The 18,269-nt window shown below is 52.3% G+C and carries 19 protein-coding genes; 10 read left to right on the top strand and 9 right to left on the bottom strand.

The window, feature by feature from the left end:
• The 5 genes from BLR64_RS30465 to BLR64_RS27305 form a co-directional block, all read left to right on the top strand.
• The coding region (locus BLR64_RS30465; RefSeq protein ID WP_167360797.1) for a hypothetical protein at positions 1–231 on the top strand (231 nt) is incomplete at its 5' end.
• A 297-nt stretch (positions 232–528) separates the two neighbouring features.
• Entirely contained in the window at positions 529–1,065 is a 537-nt protein-coding gene (locus BLR64_RS27320; protein WP_090719546.1) for a hypothetical protein, read from the top strand.
• A 21-nt stretch (positions 1,066–1,086) separates the two neighbouring features.
• The gene (locus BLR64_RS27315) at positions 1,087–1,668 is read left to right on the top strand and encodes a hypothetical protein (protein ID WP_090719545.1); all 582 of its coding nucleotides are present in this window, start codon (positions 1,087–1,089) and stop codon (positions 1,666–1,668) included.
• Between the two features lie 134 nt (positions 1,669–1,802).
• Positions 1,803–2,471, top strand: a complete 669-nt coding sequence (locus BLR64_RS27310) for an alpha/beta hydrolase (protein WP_090719543.1) — start codon at positions 1,803–1,805, stop codon at positions 2,469–2,471.
• A gap of 164 nt (positions 2,472–2,635) precedes the next feature.
• Positions 2,636–4,336, top strand: coding sequence for an alpha amylase N-terminal ig-like domain-containing protein (locus BLR64_RS27305; RefSeq protein WP_090719541.1), 1,701 nt, complete (start codon positions 2,636–2,638; stop codon positions 4,334–4,336).
• 8 nt (positions 4,337–4,344) lie between these two features.
• On the opposite strand, the gene BLR64_RS27300 is transcribed toward BLR64_RS27305, so the two are convergent.
• Positions 4,345–5,415, bottom strand: coding sequence for a M23 family metallopeptidase (locus BLR64_RS27300; protein ID WP_090719539.1), 1,071 nt, complete (start codon positions 5,413–5,415; stop codon positions 4,345–4,347).
• Between the two features lie 243 nt (positions 5,416–5,658).
• On the opposite strand from BLR64_RS27300, the gene BLR64_RS27295 reads away from it, so the two are divergent.
• Positions 5,659–6,255: a YutD family protein gene (locus BLR64_RS27295; protein ID WP_090719537.1), complete on the top strand. Its 597-nt coding sequence runs from the start codon at positions 5,659–5,661 to the stop codon at positions 6,253–6,255.
• 96 nt (positions 6,256–6,351) lie between these two features.
• On the opposite strand, the gene BLR64_RS27290 is transcribed toward BLR64_RS27295, so the two are convergent.
• The 4 genes from BLR64_RS27290 to ylbJ all read right to left on the bottom strand — a co-directional run bounded on the left by BLR64_RS27290 (position 6,352) and on the right by ylbJ (position 11,384).
• Positions 6,352–7,797: a S41 family peptidase gene (locus BLR64_RS27290; RefSeq protein ID WP_090719535.1), complete on the bottom strand. Its 1,446-nt coding sequence runs from the start codon at positions 7,795–7,797 to the stop codon at positions 6,352–6,354.
• Positions 7,798–7,844: 47 nt separating this feature from the next.
• Complete coding sequence (locus tag BLR64_RS27285) at positions 7,845–9,017, bottom strand: copper amine oxidase N-terminal domain-containing protein (RefSeq protein ID WP_167360796.1); 1,173 nt, start codon at positions 9,015–9,017, stop codon at positions 7,845–7,847.
• Positions 9,018–9,201: 184 nt separating this feature from the next.
• Positions 9,202–10,005 (bottom strand): NAD kinase, encoded by an 804-nt coding sequence (locus BLR64_RS27280; protein ID WP_090719531.1) that lies wholly within the window; start codon positions 10,003–10,005, stop codon positions 9,202–9,204.
• Positions 10,006–10,133: 128 nt separating this feature from the next.
• Complete coding sequence (gene ylbJ / locus BLR64_RS27275) at positions 10,134–11,384, bottom strand: sporulation integral membrane protein YlbJ (protein ID WP_090719529.1); 1,251 nt, start codon at positions 11,382–11,384, stop codon at positions 10,134–10,136.
• Positions 11,385–11,817: 433 nt separating this feature from the next.
• Between ylbJ and BLR64_RS27270 the strand changes: the two genes are divergently transcribed.
• Positions 11,818–12,201, top strand: a complete 384-nt coding sequence (locus BLR64_RS27270; protein ID WP_090719552.1) for a globin domain-containing protein — start codon at positions 11,818–11,820, stop codon at positions 12,199–12,201.
• A gap of 31 nt (positions 12,202–12,232) precedes the next feature.
• Complete coding sequence (locus BLR64_RS27265; protein ID WP_090719527.1) at positions 12,233–12,943, top strand: DUF2225 domain-containing protein; 711 nt, start codon at positions 12,233–12,235, stop codon at positions 12,941–12,943.
• Between the two features lie 102 nt (positions 12,944–13,045).
• Here BLR64_RS27265 and BLR64_RS27260 read toward each other — a convergent pair whose 3' ends face one another.
• Both BLR64_RS27260 and BLR64_RS27255 read right to left on the bottom strand, forming a co-directional pair.
• Entirely contained in the window at positions 13,046–13,276 is a 231-nt protein-coding gene (locus tag BLR64_RS27260) for a hypothetical protein (RefSeq protein WP_068726555.1), read from the bottom strand.
• On the bottom strand, positions 13,273–13,452 hold the full coding sequence (locus tag BLR64_RS27255) for a YycC family protein (protein ID WP_090719525.1): 180 nt from the start codon (positions 13,450–13,452) through the stop codon (positions 13,273–13,275). The genes BLR64_RS27260 and BLR64_RS27255 overlap by 4 nt, the downstream gene beginning before the upstream one ends.
• Before the next feature lie 113 nt (positions 13,453–13,565).
• Between BLR64_RS27255 and BLR64_RS27250 the strand changes: the two genes are divergently transcribed.
• Both BLR64_RS27250 and BLR64_RS27245 read left to right on the top strand, forming a co-directional pair.
• A complete protein-coding gene (locus tag BLR64_RS27250) occupies positions 13,566–15,365 on the top strand; it encodes a M3 family oligoendopeptidase (RefSeq protein ID WP_090719523.1) in 1,800 nt (599 codons plus the stop codon).
• Between the two features lie 706 nt (positions 15,366–16,071).
• Positions 16,072–16,485 (top strand): O-methyltransferase, encoded by a 414-nt coding sequence (locus BLR64_RS27245; RefSeq protein WP_090719521.1) that lies wholly within the window; start codon positions 16,072–16,074, stop codon positions 16,483–16,485.
• 131 nt (positions 16,486–16,616) lie between these two features.
• Here BLR64_RS27245 and BLR64_RS27240 read toward each other — a convergent pair whose 3' ends face one another.
• Both BLR64_RS27240 and BLR64_RS27235 read right to left on the bottom strand, forming a co-directional pair.
• On the bottom strand, positions 16,617–16,850 hold the full coding sequence (locus BLR64_RS27240) for an alpha/beta-type small acid-soluble spore protein (protein ID WP_039876911.1): 234 nt from the start codon (positions 16,848–16,850) through the stop codon (positions 16,617–16,619).
• Between the two features lie 100 nt (positions 16,851–16,950).
• On the bottom strand, positions 16,951–17,925 hold the full coding sequence (locus tag BLR64_RS27235; protein ID WP_090719519.1) for an aldose 1-epimerase: 975 nt from the start codon (positions 17,923–17,925) through the stop codon (positions 16,951–16,953).
• Positions 17,926–18,269 lie beyond the last annotated feature (344 nt).

The raw sequence follows: 18,269 nt of genomic DNA, 5'->3' as shown, positions 1-18,269 counted from the left end.
GTGATGGTAGCGCCAAGCACGCTGGTAATAGTCCCGTTCAGGATGTTGGTTACTGTACCTGCGGAGGATAATGTACCGGCAGTGATGGTAGCGCCCAGGATGCTGGAGATCGTGCCGTTCAGAATGACGGTGGTCAGGTTTCCGCTGGGGTCCGTAGTCAGCGGCAGATCATTTAAAGTGGACGGGTCCCGGCCAAAAATCAGCGTACGCAGATTATCCGGGTTGGATTGAAACGAACTGTAATTCGGAACAGTGGATCACCCCTTTTTCATAGAATAGAGTGTGCAGGGCATACTCGGGCAAAAGACCCAAACCGTCGTCTGGGTCTTGGTCGGGATAAGCTCTGCGCAGGCAAGCCAGAAAGCCTGTACGGATGTAAAATAAGCCATTCGAATGGTGTGATAATAATATATGGGGAAGACAAGAGGATGCTTGGGCCAAGCGGGAAAAAATACGCGGATTTTTAGACAACCTGTGGCCGCCGGCGGCATAAAATAAAAGTATTCTCGTAAGAGGGAGGGCAGAAATATGCCGAATGATGCTGTTTTTAACCAGAGCGGCCAGCCGTTATATACCGAGCAGGTCAATACCTATATTGCTCCGGCAATTGATTCCCTTCCGGAAGCTGATGCGGCCATATCCGGCCTGCTGTTTGCCATTCCATTTGCCTCTACAGTAACTACATCTGCCCCGCTCGTAATCCAGCTGTTCAACCCCGCGGACAGAGGACGCACCGCCTACGTCTCAAGGGTGACCGCAAGCTCGGCCACGGCGGCCGTGACGCTGACCCTGCTGCGGAATGCGACGGTTACGGGTTCTATAGGGACACCAGTCAATTTTAACTTCGGAAGCAGCGTGACCAGCGTAATGACAGCCCGCACGGCCACAGCAGCGCCTACCGGCTCGCCGGACACTCTGGCTTCACTTCTGCTGGCTGCAGGTCCGCTTATTGTCGATTATAACGGGCGGATCATCGTGCCTCCCGGCAGCTCCCTGACGCTCTCCGTAACGATAGCCTCTGGAAGCTCAGCCGCAACCGGATCGATTAACTGGTGGGAATATTGAAGCGGCAAAGGAGGAGTACCAGTGCCTAATCATAATGTGTTCAATGACAATGATCAGCCGATGTCTGTGGAGATGACTAATACGTTCCGGTCTCCGGATATTACAGCTCCGCCGGAGCTGGATGCTTCGGAAAGCGCGGTCCTGTATTCGGCCAACGCCTCCGCAAGTGCCACAGTTGTTCTAAGCCTGATTTCGGCAATCATCTCTGTCCGTATCAATAACCCGGCCGGCAGCGGCCGGACGGTCTATATCTCCCGGATTACCGGGAGCATCGGAGGTTCTTCGCTGCTGTCCGCTATGTCAGGTACCTTTACGATAGTCAGAGGGGGAACATTGACCTCGCCCGCAGCCCTTCCTCCGGTTAACAATAATCTGGCCAGCGCAGCTGCGAGCAGTATGACGGTTCAGTCCTCGACGGCGGCAATCAGCGGCGGGACAGTCTTGAACAGCTATCAGATGGCGCCGGGCAGCTTTTCACAGGCTTTTACAGGCAGCATTATTGTGCCTCCGGGGAGCTCGCTGAGTGCGGGTGTAACCTCGTCCAGCTCAGCGGTAGGGCTGGTCATCACTTCCGCCCTTAGCCTGACGTGGTGGGAGAGCTGACCACGCTCACCCCGGAGACCTGCACGGCGTAAGCCTTGACGATTGAATCGTTAAGGCTTATTTTGCATTTATTGGATACAATGAAAGCATAAGTGCAGCTTCGCTGTATATTCCCATAAGAAAAGAGGCCTGATATGGACAGTTGTTTATTCATTCACGGCTTTACCGGCGGAGAATATGAGATTTCCCCGTTGTCACAGTATATGGAGCAGCATGATTACCGTTCCCGGACCTTTACGCTCAAAGGCCATGGCGGCGGCAGACGGGAGCTCAGGCAGTCCGACAGATTTGGCTGGCTGCAAAGCGCTGAGGAAGAATTGAACAAGCTTCTCGAGGAGAAGGAGCCCGTACATTTGATCGGATTTTCAACCGGTGCGCTGATTGCTTCCCATTTGTGCGTACAGTACCGTGCCGGCGTCAAGTCACTTACCCTGCTGTCGGCACCCGTGTTCCCGCTCAATCCGCTGGAGATTGTGAGAACACTGGGCAAGCCGGCGATGCTCAAAAATTATATCAGCAAGTTCGGCTCCACACCGCCCAAAGCGACCCGGGAGTTTCAGCGTCTGGTCCGCGAGAGCTTTGATATTTATCCGCAGATAACAGCTCCCACCCTGATTGTTCAGGGAACAAGGGATCATCTTGTAAAAACCAAAAGCGCCGGGTTTCTGGAGCAGACGATTCCGTCCGGACAGAAGCAGGTGCTGATGGTGGAACAAAGCGGCCATATGGTCTGCCATTGTGACAAGCAGGATCGGGTGATGCAGGAGGTTCTGCATTTCATCAGACAAGCGGGCGCTTCATGAGCCTGCAGCTGAAGGGAATTGACAACGTATACAGCAGATGGTAATTTCAATTTAGAGAAACCGGTTTCCCTAGCGAAATAAGGCGTTAAGCAGTCTTGAACGGCCCATGGCCACATTCACTCAGGAATCCGGACGATTTTACCTAAATAAGGAGACTGTATAATATGCCGACACGCTGGTTTTTTCACCATACTGCTGAGGATCCGTTTGCCTTCCCTGACGGAAAAGGGGCACTGAAGCTGCGCCTGTTCGTGCCCGCCGGTCTGCAGCTGTGCTGCACCGTCATTCATTCGGACCGCTATGATTCACCCGGGAGTGAGCAGCCGCTTCTGATGGAGCGGATAGGATCAGCCGGAGCTTATGAGCTTCATGAGGCAGTCATTCAGACCGCAACCGGCAGATGCCGTTATGTATTCCACGCCTCTGATCCGGCCGGTAATTATGCGTGGTATGGGGAGAGAGGAGTAGCCGGAAACCGCGAGCATGCCGGAGCTTTCCAGTATGCCTACATGCACCGGCCCGAAGCGCTGGCAGTGCCGTCATGGACGAGCGGGACGATCGTATACCAGATTTATCCCAGCAGCTATAATCAGGGAACCCTGCAGGGCATTACGGATAAAATCCCTTATCTCCGGGAGCTGGGTGTAACAGCCGTCTACATGACTCCGATCTTTGAATCCCCGTCCGAGCACAAATACAATACTTCCGATTATTACAGGATTGACCCCGCCTTCGGAACCGCAGAGGACCTGAAAAAACTGGTGGAGGAAGCTCATAGACATGGTATCAAGGTGCTGCTGGATGCGGTGTTCAATCATGCCGGCGATACTTTTTTTGCATTCAGGGATGTGCTGGAAAAGGGGGAGCAATCGCGTTATAAAGACTGGTTCTTTATCCGTTCCTATCCGGTCAGCCAGCTGCCGACCCCGACCTATGAGACCTTTGCCAAAGCTGAAGCGCATATGCCCAAGCTGAACATGGATAATCCCGAAACCGCTGATTATATGCTTGCCGTGGCGAAGCACTGGGTTCGTGAGGCAGGAATTGACGGCTGGCGGCTTGATGTGGCCAATGAGGTGAATCCGCAGTTCTGGACACGGCTGCGCCGTGAGCTCAAGGCGGAATTTCCCGAGCTGCTGCTGATCGGCGAAATTATGCATGCCTCCGGTTCCTGGCTGAGGGGCGACCAGTTTGACGGCGGGATGAATTATGTACTGCGTGAAGCGGTGCTGGAGTTTTTTGCGCTACAGTCAGCCGGACCGGTACGCTTCATGGAGCAGCTGCTGCATATTGAAGCGCTGTATAATGACCAGGCTAATTCAGCCATGTTCCAATTGCTTGGCAGCCATGATACCGAACGGTTTCTGACCGCCTGCAAGGAGAACGGACGCGGCTGGGACAGGCAGGGAACAGCGCTCGCCCGGATGAGGCTGGCTGTCTTTTTTCAAATGACCTATATCGGTATTCCAATGATCTACTACGGAGATGAAGTCGGCATGGAGGGGGCGACCGATCCGCATTGCCGCAAGCCGATGCTGTGGCAGGAGCAGGAGCAGAGCAGGGAGCTGTTTGATTGGTACAAAACACTGATTGCCTTGAGAAAGCAGCATGCGATCCTGCAAAAAGGCGCATTCCGCCCTTGGTTCACGGATGAGGTCCGCGGTGTCCTGGGTTTCGTGCGCCGCCTGGAACAGGATAAAATCGCTGTATTGATCAATAATTCTCCAAATGCCTACCAGCTTGAGCTGAACAGTATCCGGTCTGATAAAAACGTGCTGACCGAGCTGCTCAGCGGGCTGACCATCCGTAATACCGGGAAAATGCTTGTTGAGCTTGAGCCGTTCGGCTGTATGCTGCTGTACTAAGGCCTTCTTTATTTTTTCTTGTTTTTCCGGGCCCGGTACTCCTGATTCTCCCACTGCTTCAGCAGTGGATAAGGGTCAAAAGCCCATTCTGTAATGCCGCGGTCACGATAGATACCGTAGTGCAGATGCGGGGGGAATTTGCCCTGTGTTCCCGGGCTGCCGTAGCCGGAGCTGCCAACCCAGCCGATTTGTTGGCCAGGCGTCACAATATCCCCGCGTCCTATGGATTTATCATAACCGGATAGATGGGCGTAGTAGTGGTACCGGTTTTCAATATCCCGGATTCCGATCCGCCAGCCCCCGTAACGGTTCCAGCCTTTGGTTTCGACTATGCCGAAGCAGGTGCTGCGTACAGGCATCCCATGCGGGGCGAACAGGTCTGTCCCTTCATGAATACGTGCTCCACCCCAGCTTCTGCCTGTTCCCCAGGTGCTGCGGTAAGCATAAGAATTGCCGATCGGCAGCGGAAAAGCGCTGCCGGCCAGATCAAGCCGTCCAAAATGCTCGTACAGCTTGGCGAACTGTCCAACACGCTGGGCAGCGCGGCCGTTATGGTAATATTCCCAGATGGCGATGCTGAAATCACTCGCAGAGTTACCGTATTTCAGTAAATGTCTGGCCATGCTGTAGAGCAGATCGGCGTCGTTGTCAGGATCGGCAAGGCCGTCTCCGGAGCCGTCATGGCCCATCCCGCCAAAAAAACGGATGGAATCGGGGGACATATCCGCCTGATCCGGATTAAGCGGTCCGGCCCACACCGGGGCAGGAATCTGGATGCCGGTAAGACGGGATTTGACCGGAGCTTCGGCGGTGCCGGATTTCTTCTTGGCAATGGTCCGCTCGTATTGATCAATTGCAGCGAACCGGAACCAAGGGATCCCGGTAGCTGCGCTCATCTGCTCATACAGTTCCTTCCGCGCAGCTGCTACATCATCTTTGGCGGCTGAGGAACTTCCAGACTGCACTGCCGGGGCAATGGCGGCGGCTGCAGCTTGCCGGACCGGACTGCATAACATAACAGCTGCGCTTAGACATAAAAGGGCTCTCCATTTTGCTTTTCTTTTGCTCAGGACCAGCATGATAACTACCTCCTACATAAAATGAAGCCTTGACCCGGAATGGTCCGCTGCCGGATGCTTTTGTTATAGATTGAGGCAAATAGCTGCATTTTATCCGCATCTGTCTAGAAGTACCAGCTTGCCGGGAAATTTCCGTCAGACAAATTTCACAAAAACAGGCAAATGCACAGTCCGCATGCTATAATATGAGGCAACGGCTATACACATTGAAACTTTTACAGTTGAAAGGCAGGCGACTCACGCTTGATCGTTATAGGTGGAAAAGGCTACGAGCTGATGCTCGATCATAAAGACGGCTGGAACCCGGAGGCATTCCGCGGGCGATACAGCGAGGTGCTGGACCGTTATGATTATATTATTGGTGACTGGGGTTACAGCCAGCTTCGGCTGAAGGGCTTTTTCCGGGACAACCACCCTAAGGTGAACCGGGATACAGCCATTTCCGGCATGGTGGATTACATCAACGAATATTGCAATTTCGGATGCGCTTATTTTGTGCTGCATAAATTAAAGGAAATGCCCAAAGAAGGGGATTTCAAGGATATTCTGATCAAGGAAGCTCCTGAGCCGGCATCGGCGGATTCCCAGGCGGAGCAGACGGAGCAGGCCGAACCCGCGCCTCAAGTAAGAGTGCATCGGGAAGGTCCCAAAAAAGACCGTAACAAGGATGGAGGCTCTTCAAAAGAGCATGGCAAGGATCGGCCTGTGCGCGAGCACCAGAGCCGGAATCACCGGAATAAAGATGCACAGGGCAAGAAGCATCACAAGGATTCCCAGAGCAGGCAGCACAACCAGAATCAGCAGCAGAATAAGAACCAATCCAATCCTTCTGCCAATTAACTGGTACTTGCCGGAATAATTGAAGGACTTGAACAAAGAGCATCCCGGCAACCATTCTACATGGTTGCCGGGATGCTCTTTTTGATAACACAAGGATTATTTTACAGATAATTTCAGCTGATTGGCTGCTGCATTATAGCTCCAGGTAAGAGCAGGGAACTTCTTCGCGAACGCACTTACATCGATCAGGGTTTCATTGTCCTTGGATACCGCTTCTTTGGAGGCCAGAGTAAATCCGAACACTTTGCCGGCCCCGTTCGTGAATACGGCTTTCTTGTTCTTGGAATCCCACGTAATGTCGCTTTCTACGAGTGCAGCAAGCACGCGTGCCGATGCGTATACTCTGTTATTCTGCTTCAGCAGACCGAGGTTTCCGGCAAAAGCGCGGCCGTTAACGTCCAGAATGTGGTTATCGCCAGCCAGTGTAATTGTGGTCAATCCGGCGATCCGCAGAGCGGTAACCAGCTGTGCCGTTTTACTGCCTTGAACCTCAATATCAGGAGCGAGCCCGATGTGATTAAAATCTTCTTTATTCGGTGTCAGATACTTCATCGTCGTCAGCTTAAGCATATCGCCGTTGGATACAGGAAGCAGGCTCTGAATACGGGCTTTGCCGTAGGAGCGTGTACCCACGATGGTTGCCAGCTTGTTGTCGCGCAGCGCGCCGGTCAGTGCTTCTGAAGCACTGGCTGTATACTCGTTGGTCAGGACGACTACAGGCACGCCGATCTTGGTTCCGGACGTAATGGTAACCGGCGTAAGTGCACCGCTCTGGTCAGAGGTGTACATCATGATGCCGGAATCCATAAACATGGAGGCAATGTTATAGGCGGTGTCCATGTAACCTCCGGTATTGTCTCGCAGGTCAAGAACAAGTGATTTCATACCCGCAGTCCGCATATTGGCCAGCACCTTGGCGAATTCCTCGTCAGCGCTCTGGCTGAAGCCGGTAAGGGCAATATAGGCCGTATTACCGCCGATAATCTGTCCGGTGACCGAGGCGCTGGTAATGGCATTTCTCGTTACGACGATTGTTTTGCTGGCTCCGTTTCTGCTGATCAGGAGGGTAACCTTCGTTCCGGCAGCTCCGGCGAGCTCATCGCCCGAAGTGTCGCCGATGGCAACACCGTTGATCTTCACAATCGTGTCACCCCGCTTCAGACCCGCCTGTTCAGCCGGTGAACCGGCCAGAACCTCTTCAATATAAAGCTCCTTGGAAGAAGGGATGTACATCATTCTGATGCCGATTCCTACATACTCCAGGTCCACCTGATGCTCGAATTCTGCAGCTTCTTCCTTGGTAAAGTAGGTGCTGTAGGGATCCTCCAGCGTGTTGACCATCCCGTCAATGGCACCGCGGATCAGCGTGTCGCGGTCAACGCCTTCCACGTTGTAGTCCTCCAGGTACTGCATGATTTCGTTGATCAGATCCATATTAGAGGCAGCTTGCGCATTTTCTGCTGCCTGGGCTGCCGGTGAGAACAGGAGTGACATGGCCAGACAGCTGCTCACAACAGCAGAGATTAATTTTGCCGGTTTCATAAAATAGATGCACCCTTTTAAGTTATTTATTGGCGCTGCACGAGTAACTAGTCAAGATAGTAGAAATCATCAATGGTCCAGCCGCCGGTCTCTGTCTGATAGAAGATGAACAGCATAGGCTGCTCTACGCTTTCCCCTGTTTTGTCTTCCTTGACCGTGGTTTCTGCATAGACGGCCGCTTCACCCGCAGCAGCATCGTAATAATAAATATTGGAATTGTTCAAAGTGTATCTCAGGTCCAGCTGCTTAAAGAATTCCTGTAGGGATTCCTTTTTGGCTGCATCGTATTCTTCGCCGTAAGAGGACATCTGGGCCAAAGTGGCATCGACATTCTCGGCGGTCATAGCCTGGAAGTACTTGGAGAGATTATCCTTGATAAGGGCTGCATGTCCCTGGGGAATATCTGTGGTCTTCATGGCCTGCTCTTTGGTTAACAGTACAGTGCTGTCCTGGTTGGTGATCTCGGATATTTTCCAGGCTCCGTTGACGCGTACAAGACTGTACAAATATTCGTTACGCTCGTCAGGGAGATAATATCCGCCGGCCCGGACATCTTTTTCAACGGTGTAGGCTGTAGCTTCATCGCCCTGGACATTAAGTACCTTGAGGGTTTCGATAGTTGTTCTCATGTCATAGTTCTTGAAAAAATAATTGAGTGAGGCAACCTCGTCACTAAAGCTGTCTGCATCATCAATAAGATTGTAATAGCTGACGGCTTTCTCTTCATTGTAATACTGGATCGCCTGTCTGATCAGCGCTGTGATCGCCTGCTCGTCGCTTGCTGCGGTGGACACGGCAGTTGTGATCTGCACACTTCTGCTGGAAGCATCCCAGACTGCGGAGCCCCCGGTTGCTTCAGCTACAAAACGGAGCGGGATGTAGGTCGTGCCGTTGCTGGATACAGGGGCGACTGTCAGTTTCTTGACTGTGCCGTTAACGGTGGCCAGCTTGCTGCCGATCTTCAGGGTAATGGTAAGGTTATCGCTTGTTCCGGTTACAGTACCGGTTGCGGCATCCCACAGCACCTGCATTCCAAGCTTTTCGAAAACAACCCGGAAAGGCACCAGCACGGAGTTGTTATCCAGGTAAGGGGTACCGGCCGGGAAGGTAAGATTAGTCCCGTTAACATACACGGAAATAGGTTTTTCTGCTGCAAATGCAGGAACCGAAAGGGCGAGAGCCAGCAGACTGGTCCCAAGGATAGCAGATAATTTTTTCAACAATGTTCTCTCCTTTTTGAGTTACAAACTCTATGTAAAATAGGTTCATTATACCATTCAATTTTTCTCTCTGTCTACCAATTCGTGTCAATAATAATAGAAAAGATTGTAAAAATCCTGCACGTAAAAAAGCCGGGACTGCTGTTGTTTCCCGGCTGCTCAAATCATGCTGAAACCAGCTGTGCTAGATCAGAAAGGCTTCACGGACCCGGTTCCAAAAAGGGAAGGGACGGTATCTGGCAAAGCTGATTTTTTTGTCTGACACCTGACAGCGGACGGAAATCAGATCATCAACGGGAATGTTGATATGGTCGACCGTCAGCAGCAGGCGCTGATTCTTGCGAGAGTAAATGTCGCAGTGATGGTGCTTGGGCAGTAAAAGCGGCGAGCCCATTGTGCGGAACACGCGGTTGTTGATGGAGGCGATCTCGGAAATCTGCAGCGCATCAATCGAAGGATGCATCATTGCGCCGCCAAGGCTTTTATTGTAGGCCGTGCTGCCCGACGGTGTGGAGACGCAAAGACCGTCGCCGCGGAACATCTCGAAGTTATCATCATTGATGTCCACCTGGATGACCACTGTCCCGTCAACCCCTTTGAGCGTAAATTCATTCAGTGCAATATGGGAAGTGGACCCTGATTTCTTATGGATCTCCAGTTCAAGCAGCGGGTACCGCACAATACGGGGCTTGTGGGGCGGAAGATCCGTGGTTCCGCACATATGGTCAATCAGAGCAGGCAGCTCTTCAGCCTGCCAGTCGGCATAAAACCCCAGATGCCCGGTATGCACGCCTACAAAAGCAAGATTGGGAATCTGGTCAATAAAGGTGTGAAAAGCATGCAGCATGGTCCCGTCCCCGCCAATCGAAATGACGATTTCCGGGGACTCGGCATCCAGAACGAGGCTGCGCTCCGCCGCCAGCTTGTGAAATTGCTCCGCAAGTTTGATGGACAATTCGTCTCCGCGGTCCAGAACATAATATCTCAAGATGTACAGGCTCCTTTGTATGTTTCAGTCATACAACGATCATAATCAATCTTGAACTGGAACACAATATAAGGGCCTGCAAAGAATCACTGCCGGCAGTGCAAGGCACGCCAAGGGACGCTCATAAGTCAGAGCTGCTGCAGGCGCCGTGCGAAGCTCCGGAGCAGACCGGCCAGCAGCGACAGCAGCAAGGCTGCTCCCAGCAGCAGGCCAAGCAGGACTAGACTGGCCGCAAAGGCCGGGCCCGGCGCTGACGTTAGCCCGGCAGCCGCCGGCCAAGCGCTGAAGCCTGCGGAGAGTCCCGAGCCGGTGACAGGCTTCCAGAGCACCAGCAGCAGAACCCCTGACAGCAGACCATGGACGAGCCTCGCAGCCAGGAAGGGCACATAGCGCAGTCCTGTGCCGTTCAGAATGCTTGCCACCTGTGCATGCACGGACAACCCTCCCCAGGAAAGGATGAATGCGGCGGCTGAGGCCTTGTACTGCAGGGGAATAGAGGAAGCCGCTTCACCGGCGGAACGAGCGCCGATCGTAACTTCAAAGAACCCGCTGGTGAGCGCTGCCGACAGCTGCTGGGGAAAGCCGGCCAGGGACAGCACGCCGCCCAGCATACTGAACAAGGCAGACATAATGCCTGCGCGGGTCAGCAGTTCCATCAGGACATTAAAGAATACAACCAGTCCGCCGACAACAATAATAAGCTGCAGCGAGGACTGGATGGCACCCTTCAGCAGCTCCCCGAAGCTCCGCCCGTCCCTGCGCCGGGCTTCGGTCATGGAGCTCAGCGCCAGGCGGAGCCGTCCCCGGGGCTGCAGAGACTCCGCTTTATGGGCTGCTGCCAGCGGAGGGTCAGCGTACTTGTCCCCGCGTCCGTGGAAGGACATCAGCAGTCCGACAATTAAGCCGCCGCCGTAGTGGGCGAGCGCCAGCACCATTCCTAGAGAGGCATCATGGAAAAAGCCGACGGATACAGCCCCCAGCAGGAAAATCGGGTCCGAGGAAGTGGTGAAGGCAACCAGCCGCTCCCCTTCTACCCGGCTGACCAGCTGCTGCTCGCGCAGCTTGGCGGTTAATTTGGCACCGACGGGATACCCGGAGACATAACCCATCGCCGCTACAAACCCGCCGCTGCCGGGGATATTAAACAGCGGGCGCATCAGCGGGTCCAGCAGTGCCCCGAACAGATGAACGACCCCCAAGCCCAGCAGCATTTCTGAAATGACGAAGAATGGAAACAGCGAGGGGAAGAGCACATCCCACCAGATGGCCAGCCCGCGCAGCGCAGCAGCAAGTGTGCCGGCAGGGTATACGAGCATCAGCACCATACAGCCGGCCAGAGCAAGGCCCAGAAGCGGACCGCCAAGCTTTTTACGAGTCATCAGCAACGCCTCCCGGTCTATGATTAGTTGTATGCGGAAAGCAGGACAAACAGCACAAAAAAAATCGGAAAGCGTTTGCAATAACTTGTGATTTTCAGCCCCGGTTATGGTATTATTAAAGAGAATAACGCACGCCTTTTTTATTTTAATAATTAGGGATGGAGTGATGGTGATGAGTGTGGTTGCCGGAGTTCTGGTTTGTGCTTTTGTATATGTAATCCGGGTCTCGCTCGTCCCTCCCGGTGATGAGGAGTTCAGGACCTATTAAATAATGTACAGGGCGCTAAACCTGATTTAGTGCTCTTTTTTTTAAAATATAAGAATTTATGGCAAGTACCTGAATCAGCATCCATGTTAAGGCCCCACTTTGTGGGGTTATTTTGTTATAATGAAAAGGACATACACTAAAAAAGGAAGAAAGCTGGTAACCTCCATGAATCCGAACCAAAGCCTGTATGACAACCTGGGGGGCGCTGAGGGGCTTCGCCGGTTGGTGGAAGTATTTTATGCCAAGGTGCAGCTTCATCCGCAGCTCAGCCCGTTATTCCCTGCTGATATTACTCCTGTTATGGAGAAGCAGTTTCAATTTTTAAGCCAGTTTTTTGGCGGGCCGGCGTTATTTTCGGAGCAGCACGGACATCCGATGATGAGAGCCAGGCATATGCATGTCCCTATCACGCCCGAGCGGGCGGAGGAATGGCTGGACTGCATGAAAGCAGCGCTGGAAGAGTTGGGGGTCAGCGAGCCGCTCCGCTCCGTCCTGCTGAGCCGTCTTTCCGGACCTGCACATCATTTTGTCAATATGCCCGAGGAATAAAGAGCTGCTGATTGTGAAAGGATGAGGGCATTTGTCGGAATTAATCCCCCTGTATTCAATAAAAGTAATCTGTATTCACTGTGAAAATGAATTTTCTACCTCAAGGGTGCGTCCGAGCCTGAAGCGGGCCATCCGCCGGGATGCTGATTTCTGCTCCTACTACAAAGACGAGAATCCGGACTATTATGTGGTGCGCATCTGTCCGAACTGCGGGTTTGCTTCTACCGAGAATTCAGCTGACAAGCTGGCCGACTGGCAGAAGAAGGCTTTCAAGGAGCAGGTGGCAAGCCGTTGGCAGTCCCGTGATTTCGGCGGGAAACGCAGCTGGGAGACTGCCCTCGAAACATACAAGCTTGCGCTGATCTGCAGCCAGTGCATCAACGATAAATCGCGGATTATCGCCAGCCACCTGCACCATATCGCCTGGATGTACCGTTACAAGGGAGATACAGAGCAGGAGCGGCGATTCCTGCGCTACTCGCTTGATGAATACATTAAAGTGTTTGAAAATGACGGGATGGGCGGCAACGATGCAAGGCTGATGTTCCTGATCGGCGAGTTGAACCGCCGCGTAGGCGAGTATAACCAAGCGGTAAGATGGTTTTCGCGTCTGATTAACGACCAGAGAATTATGGATGCCGCGATGATCCGGTCGGCCCGTGAGCAGTGGGCCCTGCTGCGGGAGCAGATGCGCGGGGAAGATACTGAACCGGACGGAATGCCGGAAGGCGCGAATCTGTAGGGCTTTGGAGAGCGGCGCTATAACGGGCATAAATAAAGCGCAATACAGGATTCCCTGTTTGCGCTTTATCCGCAGTGCAAGACTTAAGTTCTGCCCAACCGGTCAGCGGACGGCACGGTCGAACAGCAGGTAATCGGCATCGTTGTCGATGACCGTCGGGCTTGTGCTGCAGCAGGGGAACACCAGGAGCTTTTTTTTGCCGTCGCGCACAAGCTGCAGTTCCTTTGGTTTCATCGGCAAAAGCACGTTCTCCTTGCTGCAGAACGGACAGGTCTGTACATACAAGTCCCCGTAGATAATGTCATAAGGCCAGGTATGGCTGAACGGAATCATTCCTGTTCCTTCTCAGGCGGACTTTCAGGACCGGCGGTCTCGCTCTGTTTCTTGGATAATTCGGCAATTTTCTGCAGCAAAATATGTTGAGGCATATGCATCAAGTGTTCCAGGGGAACGCCGAGCTGTTTCGATAAGGCAATGGCCGTTTCCGGCGAAATTTGCAGTGGCTTCATGTTGCAGCCCTCCTTAAAAATGTGATGAACTGCTCCTTTTCGTATTCACTTTACCATGGCTTAGATTCAAATACAAAGAAAACCCAATATGTGCAAAGGATTGGTGAAAAGCGATGAAACAACCTATCTCAGTAACCTGGAATCTGGACTCCATTTTTCCCGGGGGATCCTCCTCCGCCGAGTTCGCAGACTTCCTGAATAAGCTCGAAAGCGACATAGCTGCTCTGAGTGAGCAGGTTAACAGTGCTGTATTTCCCGTCAATGCCTACGATACGGCTGCCCTGGATGGCGTGATCGAACTGCTGCAGAGCTGCGCTGCACGTCTGACCCAGGCTTCGGAATTCGCCGGCTGCCTGGGCGCCCAGAACCAGCAGGATAAAGGAGCTGTCCGCCTGTCCGCCAAGGTAACAGGACTCCGTGCCGGGTTCGAAGGCATCAGCTCCCGGTTTGACAGCATCCTCCGCCAGACCGCTGATGAAGTATGGGCACAATGGATGTCCCGCCCCGAGATTGCCCCGCTTACGTTTGTGCTCAGTGAGCGCCGCGCCCAGGCCCGGGAGAAGATGAGCCCCGAGCTGGAAAGCCTTGCTCTCGAGCTGGCCGTTGACGGATATCACGGCTGGAGCGAGCATTATGAGACGATTGTCGGCGCAATCGAAATCCCTTTTGAAGACAAGGACGGGACCAAGCTGCTGTCTGTCGGGCAGGCGTTCAACAAGCTGAGCGATGATGATGCCGGTGTCCGTGAAGCCATGTTCCGGAAATGGGAGGCTGCATGGACGGCTGCCGAAGATTATAGTGCCGATACACTGAATCATCTGGCCGGCTTCCGCCTGAAGCTGTATAAGGGACGCGGCTGGGAGGATGTGCTGAAGGAGCCTCTTGCCATCAACCGCATGTCGCGGGCTACACTTGATATGATGTGGGAAGTAATCACCAGAAATAAGCCGGCGCTTGTTTCCTACCTGCAGCGTAAAGCCAGGGTTCTCGGCAAGGATTCTCTGTCCTGGGTTGATGTGGATGCGCCGGTCGGCAAATCCTCCGGCAAAATTCCCTACGAAACGGCAGCACAAGACATTGTGACGCAATTCCGCAAATTTAGTCCAAAGCTGGCTGATTTTGCCGAGCAGGCTTTCGACAATGACTGGATCGAGGTCGAAGACCGTCCGGCCAAGCGCCCTGGCGGATTCTGCGTATCGTTCCCTGAGAGCAAGGAATCGCGAATCTTTATGACATACAGCGGCACACCCGCTAACGTGTCGACACTGGCACATGAGCTGGGCCATGCTTACCATTCCTTCCTGCTGGATGATCAGCCCTTCTTTAACCAGAATTACGCTATGAATGTGGCGGAAACTGCCTCCACCTTTGCAGAAGTGATTGTGGCTGATGCCCAGGTTAAGGCTTCTTCTGATGCAGATGAAAAGCTGGCCCTGCTTGAAGCAAAAATTCAGAACAGCGTAGCTTTCTTTATGAACATCCATGCACGCTTCCTGTTCGAAACGCGTTTCTACGAGAAACGCAAGGAGGGTCTCGTCAACGCCGAGGAGCTGTCGGTGCTAATGGAAGAAGCGCAGAAAGAAGCATTCTGTGACGTGCTGTCCGAATATCACCCGCATTTCTGGGCTTCCAAGCTGCATTTCTACATTACGGATGTTCCATTCTACAACTTCCCGTATACTGTAGGTTATATGTTCAGCACTGGACTATATCGTCTGGCTCTGGAGGAAGGATCGTCGTTCGCGGATAAATATGACAGTCTGCTGCGTGATACCGGAGTGATGACGCTGGAGGATCTGGTCATGAAACATCTTGGAGTCGATCTCACGAAGCCAGATTTCTGGCAGGGAGCGGTAGATCTTATCGTTGAGGATATCAACGAATTCCTGCGTCTGACTGAACAATTTGCTTGAATGTTTGTCAAAAATGAGACAAATCATAATATTGCAGAATGAATAGTATGGTTTAATGTACGTGTGAATGCGCAAAAGCCTCTTTTTAGAGGCTTTTTTTGTATGGAATATTGTCGAAATTAGTCGTTATTTAAAGCTATATTCAAAAAATACATTGTGAACTGCGCATATTTAGGAATATTAACCCAATTATGTTGAATAATGTTGAAGCTCTGAAAGCTGTGTCCTATAATGAGCCTAAAGCCTTATATAAGGCCTGCTAGGCATAAATGTGAAGGTGAAATTGCATGAAAAAACCGAGAACTAAACGAATTAGAGGCTTTTGAAATGAAATTTGTCGAAGAGTGTTTTGCGAAGATTAATCAGGAAGCTATGCTAACAAAACGAAGTGTATGCTTCCGAAGCAAGTTTTGCGAAGATCAATCAGGAAGCTATGCTAACAAAACGAAGTGTATGCTTCCGGAGCAAGTTTTGCGAAGATCAATCAGGAAGCTATGCTAACAAAACGAAGTGTATGCTTCCGAAGCAAGTTTTGCGAAGAACAATCAGGAAGCTATGCTAACAAAACGAAGTGTATGCTTCCGGAGCAAGTTTTGCGAAGATCAATCAGGAAGCTATGCTAACAAAACGAAGTGTATGCTTCCGGAGCAAGTTTTGCGAAGATCAATCAGGAAGCTATGCTAACAAAACTTTTAGGGGGAACAATATGCTACGGACGGAACAATTATCTCTGGCAAGACAGGTGGATTTGGTATTCAAGGAACTGCAGGAGGAATTGTCCGGGCTAAGCTCAGGTACTGTGTTCATGCAGATCAGAAATAATGTCATCGGAAAGTTCGGCATCCGCCATAATCCCTTGTCCGGCCGCTGCGGCAGCTTCAATGAAGAGCAGGACGGGTTAACCTCTGCCCAGCAATCCTCTTTTCGCCTTATGGCACTGGAGAGCCTTAAATATAAACGCCGCTGGACGCATGGTGAAATCAGCTATGAATTTGCTGTCCGCCAGGGCATGGTAGCGGTTGATGCAGTGCTGGAGTCCAACTACAATATGGCAAATCTGATGATCCGGGCTCCTCGAGGCCCGCACGCCGGTGAAATGGCCGACAAGTATTTAGGCTGAGCCCTTATACATAGTGCCTGCAATTGAATCATCAAAAAGCCCGCCCGCGCTTCGGCATGAAGCGCAGACGGGCTGATAACCAGCCCGGCAGGGAATGAACCCTGCCGGATAAATCCATTTAAAATTAGATACTACGCACGACCGGACAGTTGTTGCTCAGCCAGTTGTACCAGACGTTTTGTGATGTAACCTCCCAAAGAACCGGTTTCGCGGGAAGTGTAGTTACCGTAGTAACCATCTTGAGGAATCGTTACGCCAAGCTCCTGTGCTGCTTCGAATTTCAACTGCTGCAGCGCTGCATTCGCTTGTGGAACGACCAGGTTATTAGAACGGCTTCCACGACCTTGTTGACCTGCTTGACCCATGTTTGTCACCTCCTTCGTCCGTTGTGAAGATAGTATGGGCGCGAGGAGAGGAATTCATGCACGGATTCAGAAGCTTTTAAGGCTGGGAATTATATGAAAATCAGAGCGTGGGATAAAGGATTTCAAGTGTGCTCGGCAGGGTCAGGGTTTCACCGGGCTTCAGGGTAATCAGCCCTGTGAAAGAAGCATCCCGGTCAAGATTGGGCGCATTCGGCAGCCAGGTGTACGGCTCGGCACACAGGTACTGCTCTGCCAGGCCTTTGGTGTAGATAACCCAATGGCGGAAATAGTCCTTATCCGCTGTATAACGGATGCCGTATCCGTCATCACGCATCAGCAGGGCTTCGGACGGCTGATGTCCGCCTGTTCTCAGCACGGTGTCCAGATCCTTGCCTGAAAGGCTCATGCCATGCTGCAGGGAGTCCAGCGGACCCAGAGGAAGCAGATTACCGCTCGGCAACAGCTCGTCATTCAGTTCATAGATGCTCTCTGCGGGCAAAGTCAGCTTCCAGCGCTGCGGCTGTCCGTCAATCATGAACCAGGTGTGGTAGCCGATCCCGAAAGGAATGCTTGTGTCTCCTAAATGGGTGACCTTCAGCGTCTGCTGCAGTCTGGCATCCTGCAGCCGGAACGTCATTTCCAGACGCAGCGGAACAGGGAACTGGGCCATCCAGCTGTCATCGTCAGCGGTATTAAATTCAGTCGTTACCGCACAGCCGTCCTCATCTTCTTCAATGTCGCTGACACACCAGGACTGGGTCCGGTGCAGGCCGTGAATGTGATGGTCTCCTGCCGAGTTCTGCTCGAACTGATAGCTTGCACCTCTGAACCGGAACTGTCCCTTGCGTATACGTCCTGGAGGAACTAACAGCGGGATGCCGAAATGATAGGGCTTCTGCATATAAAAAGCCAAGTCGCTTTCATCAGGCGTGCGCAGGATTTGCCGCTCTTCCTTACGGTCCCATAAGGAAATCACGTTGTTCCCCAGACGCGGCAAAAGCGTGACTTCCAGTTCACGGCTATGCAAAATGTAGGTATCATAACCGCCCCACTGTCCTTTGGTCACCTGTTTCATAAGAGATATGCTCCTTTAATTTACTTGATTGCATAGAACACGAATATCTTTATCATAACAGATTTAGGCAGGAGTAGTTAAGCGATTTGACAACATCCGGGGTTCGCTCTATGATGAATGCATTAAGAATTGATTACAATGTGATGACAGGGACAAGTAAGCAGAAAGTGCGCCTTCAGAAAACCGGTGGTTGATGCGAACCGGCAGGACACTCCTGGCCGAATGGACCCTTGAGCGCCGCGTTTGAACAGGCAGCAGGCCTTAGTAGACCGGACGGCTCTTCCCCGTTACCGGAAGCTAAGGCTGATTTGTGCACTGTTCCTGCGGGGACTCCCGATCAGCGA

Source organism: Paenibacillus typhae, from assembly GCF_900099765.1.
GTDB lineage: Bacteria > Bacillota > Bacilli > Paenibacillales > Paenibacillaceae > Paenibacillus_AQ > Paenibacillus_AQ typhae.
This window is presented reverse-complemented; position numbering and strand designations above follow the sequence as displayed.

What these genes read in the sequence shown, in the direction of transcription:
- BLR64_RS27250 (WP_090719523.1), top strand. Translation starts at nt 13,566, where the DNA reads ATGAAACAACCTATCTCAGTAACCTGGAATCTGGACTCCATTTTTCCC.
- BLR64_RS27255 (WP_090719525.1), bottom strand. Translation starts at nt 13,452, where the DNA reads ATGAAGCCACTGCAAATTTCGCCGGAAACGGCCATTGCCTTATCGAAA.
- BLR64_RS27300 (WP_090719539.1), bottom strand. Translation starts at nt 5,415, where the DNA reads ATGCTGGTCCTGAGCAAAAGAAAAGCAAAATGGAGAGCCCTTTTATGT.
- ylbJ (WP_090719529.1), bottom strand. Translation starts at nt 11,384, where the DNA reads ATGACTCGTAAAAAGCTTGGCGGTCCGCTTCTGGGCCTTGCTCTGGCC.
- BLR64_RS27260 (WP_068726555.1), bottom strand. Translation starts at nt 13,276, where the DNA reads ATGATTCCGTTCAGCCATACCTGGCCTTATGACATTATCTACGGGGAC.
- BLR64_RS27320 (WP_090719546.1), top strand. Translation starts at nt 529, where the DNA reads ATGCCGAATGATGCTGTTTTTAACCAGAGCGGCCAGCCGTTATATACC.
- BLR64_RS27310 (WP_090719543.1), top strand. Translation starts at nt 1,803, where the DNA reads ATGGACAGTTGTTTATTCATTCACGGCTTTACCGGCGGAGAATATGAG.
- BLR64_RS27245 (WP_090719521.1), top strand. Translation starts at nt 16,072, where the DNA reads ATGCTACGGACGGAACAATTATCTCTGGCAAGACAGGTGGATTTGGTA.
- BLR64_RS27270 (WP_090719552.1), top strand. Translation starts at nt 11,818, where the DNA reads ATGAATCCGAACCAAAGCCTGTATGACAACCTGGGGGGCGCTGAGGGG.
- BLR64_RS27305 (WP_090719541.1), top strand. Translation starts at nt 2,636, where the DNA reads ATGCCGACACGCTGGTTTTTTCACCATACTGCTGAGGATCCGTTTGCC.
- BLR64_RS27240 (WP_039876911.1), bottom strand. Translation starts at nt 16,850, where the DNA reads ATGGGTCAAGCAGGTCAACAAGGTCGTGGAAGCCGTTCTAATAACCTG.
- BLR64_RS27290 (WP_090719535.1), bottom strand. Translation starts at nt 7,797, where the DNA reads ATGAAACCGGCAAAATTAATCTCTGCTGTTGTGAGCAGCTGTCTGGCC.
- BLR64_RS27235 (WP_090719519.1), bottom strand. Translation starts at nt 17,925, where the DNA reads ATGAAACAGGTGACCAAAGGACAGTGGGGCGGTTATGATACCTACATT.